Origin of the sequence: Nocardia lijiangensis NBRC 108240, from assembly GCF_001613045.1 — a bacterium.
Classification (GTDB): domain Bacteria; phylum Actinomycetota; class Actinomycetes; order Mycobacteriales; family Mycobacteriaceae; genus Nocardia; species Nocardia lijiangensis.
Genome location: NZ_BDBP01000035.1, coordinates 1 through 3,427, shown reverse-complemented (window position 1 = coordinate 3,427; position 3,427 = coordinate 1). Strand labels below are relative to the sequence as shown.

5 protein-coding genes and 1 pseudogene are annotated in these 3,427 nt (G+C 66.3%); 2 read left to right on the top strand and 4 right to left on the bottom strand.

Going from position 1 to position 3,427, the window contains the following annotated elements; genetic code table 11:
• The first annotated feature begins 157 nt into the window (after positions 1-157).
• Positions 158-763, top strand: a complete 606-nt coding sequence (locus NL1_RS14035; RefSeq protein ID WP_067839157.1) for a TetR/AcrR family transcriptional regulator — start codon at positions 158-160, stop codon at positions 761-763.
• Positions 760-1,455: a YqeB family protein gene (locus NL1_RS14030; RefSeq protein WP_067839155.1), complete on the top strand. Its 696-nt coding sequence runs from the start codon at positions 760-762 to the stop codon at positions 1,453-1,455. The genes NL1_RS14035 and NL1_RS14030 overlap by 4 nt, the downstream gene beginning before the upstream one ends.
• Before the next feature lie 89 nt (positions 1,456-1,544).
• On the opposite strand, the gene NL1_RS14025 is transcribed toward NL1_RS14030, so the two are convergent.
• From NL1_RS14025 to NL1_RS39435, 4 genes and pseudogenes are all read right to left on the bottom strand, one after another.
• Positions 1,545-1,763 (bottom strand): hypothetical protein, encoded by a 219-nt coding sequence (locus tag NL1_RS14025; RefSeq protein ID WP_156094838.1) that lies wholly within the window; start codon positions 1,761-1,763, stop codon positions 1,545-1,547.
• Between the two features lie 372 nt (positions 1,764-2,135).
• On the bottom strand, positions 2,136-2,741 hold the full coding sequence (locus tag NL1_RS14020) for a YHS domain-containing protein (RefSeq protein WP_067839149.1): 606 nt from the start codon (positions 2,739-2,741) through the stop codon (positions 2,136-2,138).
• Positions 2,738-3,268, bottom strand: a complete 531-nt coding sequence (locus tag NL1_RS14015; RefSeq protein WP_245673253.1) for an anthrone oxygenase family protein — start codon at positions 3,266-3,268, stop codon at positions 2,738-2,740. The genes NL1_RS14020 and NL1_RS14015 overlap by 4 nt, the downstream gene beginning before the upstream one ends.
• A pseudogene (locus NL1_RS39435) lies at positions 3,265-3,427 on the bottom strand (AhpC/TSA family protein); the annotation flags it as partial. The gene NL1_RS14015 and the pseudogene NL1_RS39435, both read right to left, overlap by 4 nt.

Genomic DNA, 3,427 nt, shown 5'->3' with positions numbered 1-3,427 from the left:
ATAGTTCGACCACGAAGGCCGCCGCCGGGATTCCGGCGGCGGCCTTCGCGTTCCTGGACCTGCTCAGTAGGGCGGGAGGCGAACGAGTCGACCGGGCTCTAGACTCCGGCGATGAGAATTATTTAACTGGCCAATCAGTTAATGATATTGTCGATGTATGGCCCGATCCATCGATCCACAACGTGTCGCCGAACGGCGCAGTGCCATCACGCATTCCGCTGCTGAACTGTTCGCCACCCACGGCTACGAGCGCACCACCGCCGCGCAGATCGCACGTGCGGCGGGACTCAGCTCGGGCAGTGTTTTCTACTACTTCGCGGACAAGGCGGCGGTCTTCCGTTCGATCTTCGAGCTGTCGATTCCCGAGCACACCGAACTCATCGCCCGGCACATCGACCGAACCGATTGTCTCGACGCGATTCTCGACATCGTCGACGCGCTGGCGGGTGAGTCGCTCGATCCGGTGGCGCCGGGTCTGATGGTGGAGCTGCTGCGTCGTCTCGATCAGGACGAAGAACTCACCGCCGTCGTGCTGGAGGATGCGCGCCTCAGTGCCGCCGCACTCACCACCCTGCTCGAACGCGGTATCGCGCAGGGGCACATCGATCCCGGGTTCGAGCCCGCGGAAACGGCTCGCTGGATTCTGTCGATCGTCGACGCGACCTTCCTGAACGCCGACCCCGAGCAACCGTACGACCCGCGGCCACTGGTGCGCGCGACGATCTCCCGCTTGCTGCGTCCGATCGGAATGGAGGACCGATGACGAGTAAATCCGCGCCCACCGAGCTGCGTTTTTCCGCAGTGTGGTTGTGGCTGTTCGCCTTCGGCGGGCTCGCACTCGGCTGCGGCATCGGGTTCGCCGTGCCGCCGGTCGGTGGCTGGGCGGTCGACACCCTGCCCTCGGTGCCCGGCCCGCTCGAGCTGGCGATGACGATCTCGCCGGTCTGGCTGGTGCCCATCGCCGCGGTCGTCGGTTTGCTGGCCGGGCTCACCCTTTTCGATGCCGCGCGCAAGGAGAGTCTTGCGCTCATCGTCGCCGACGATCATGTCGAGTTGTCCAAGGACAGGCGAGAGAAGTACGTGCCGCGTGCCCAGGTCGACGCCGTGTTCCGCGAGGCTGGCGACCTGGTCCTTGTCGACCGAAATCGGTTGCGGCTGGCCCGTTTCGGCGCGTCCGATCTCGGCCGCCGCAAAATCGCGGCGGCTTTCCGCAAGCACGGCTATCCATGGCTGGATCGCGACGATCCCTTCGGCGTGGAATTCGCCCGCTGGCTCGATGGCATGCCCGGAGTCGATGAGGATGTCAATGTCCTGCTGCGGGCCCGCAGACGTGCTATCGCCGACAAGAAGCCACTCATCATCGAAGAAGTCGACGAGAAGCTGATCGCCCTCGGCGTCGATGTCCGGGAGCGAAAGGGCGAGCAGCTCATTCGCACCGTCCAACGACCGAGTTGACAGCGTTCGCCCTCGAACGCTTATGAGCCCCCCGTGGCACGGGCGGAGCCAATCCCACCCGTGCCGTCGATGGGCTACGCGCCGGGCACCTAGACGCAGACGGCGGCGGAGCCGCACCGCAGGGTGCGCAACAGCTGCTCGAAGACGTTGGTCAGCGCGCTACCCGACGACGTCCCGCCCGGTGCGGGCTCGCCGGGCGCGATCACCGGTGTGGGGGTGAGCGGTTCGGCGAGAGCCGGGCCCGCGGTGAGGACTGCCCCGAAAGCCAGCGCGGCGACGCCTGCGCTCAGCAGCTTGGTGAACGACATGATGAATCCTTTGTTCAGTTCTTCGGTTGTGGATGGCGGCTCGCAGTGTTGCATATTTGACCGATCGGTCGCAATAGTCTTCTTGTGCTCGGAAAGTGGTGCGTACCAAGGAATTCGACCGCGAAGACATGCTCGGCCGCGCGCTGGATCTCTCCTGGCAGCGCGGCTACGGGTCATGTCGATCCTGGGTTGAGTCCGTATCGGCTGTACACACTCCATTTCAGAACGATCGGTAATATTCGCGCGGACGGTTTGCTTCAATTCATCTGCGGCGGCACGAATCTCGGCCGAGGACGTCCGGACCGCTACACCAGTCCGACGGGTGCGTCTGCGCAAGGAATACATCGACCGGACCGCCGCCGGCGTTTCGGGTCAGGCGGGGATCGCGTGTTCCTCGGCGAAGAGTTTGCGGCAGACGGGGGCACAGAAGGCGTAGTGGACGCCTTCGTGGGTGAGGGTGAGGGAGGCGGTGGCCAGTTCGACGGTCATCCCGCAGACCGGGTCGATGGCGAAACCCTCGGGGGCTTCGCGGATTTCGCCGGACTTGCGGTAATCGTCGGTCATCAGTTTGGTGATCTCGGTGCTGGTCAGCGAGCGGCCGAGGGTGGCGAGGCCGTGTTCGCGCAGGCCGACGATCTGCACCACGCAGTGCGGTTCCCGGGTGAGCCGTTCCGGATCGGGTTCGGTCGCCGCGATCGCCTCGGTGATCGCTGGCACGACGTGACCGGCGAAATGCGGGTTGTTGCTCCACGAACCGGGGACGGTGAGGCGGACGAGGTAGCGCGGCGCTGCGGGTCCACCGGTGGCCCACACGTCCGGCTCCCTGACGAGCACGTGGGTGAGTTCGCGCGCCTTGTCGAGCACCGCGTCCGGCGCACCGTCCTCGGTGGTCAGCGTGTGCAGGATGCGTTCGGCGAGTAGGTGTTTGCGCTCGGCGTCGAGGACACCCGCGGTCACGAACAGCTCGATGGTCATCATGGGTGTGTCTCCTTTTCGATTGCGGGATCGTTCGACATGGTCAGCAGGACGATCAGGGCGAAGGCCAGCAGCGCGCAGCCGGTGCGGGCGAAATGGAATGCCTCCCAACGTCCGAGGATCTCGGCGTAGTCGGCGGGCGGGCCCTCGATCGCCCAGCGCTTGATGTGCTGGTTGATCGGCACATTGCCGAGACGCGTGATCAAGAAGGACGAAAAGGCCAGCGCGGCAGCTGCTCCGGCGGTCCACCGGTGCCGACCGGTAGCGCGTACCGCCAGCACCGCACAGCTCAGGATGGCCAGCCCCATCAGCGACTGCATGACCACCCCGTTGACCTGCATCAGCGCGGTGTGGAAGGTGAAGCGGACGTCGAGCGGCACCTCGCGAAAGGCATAGACCACGTTGACGGCGCCGTAGCCGAACGCGCCCGCGAGCAGCCCGGCGCTCAGCAGCGCGCACGCCCTGACGACACGTGGCTGCTTCGCTCCGGCCGTGCGCGGGGCAGGCAGCGGCCTGGCAATCGCCGTCACCGGAGCTGCTCGGCGGGCACGAGGGCCAGCAGTTCGTCGACCGACCACTGGTCGTAGACGTGCGACCCGTGCTTGGACGCCAGCACGCGGCCGTCGGGCGCGATGAGGAAATCCGCGGGCAGGCCGAGCGGGCCGCCGTCGGGCCGGGCCGGGGGAGCG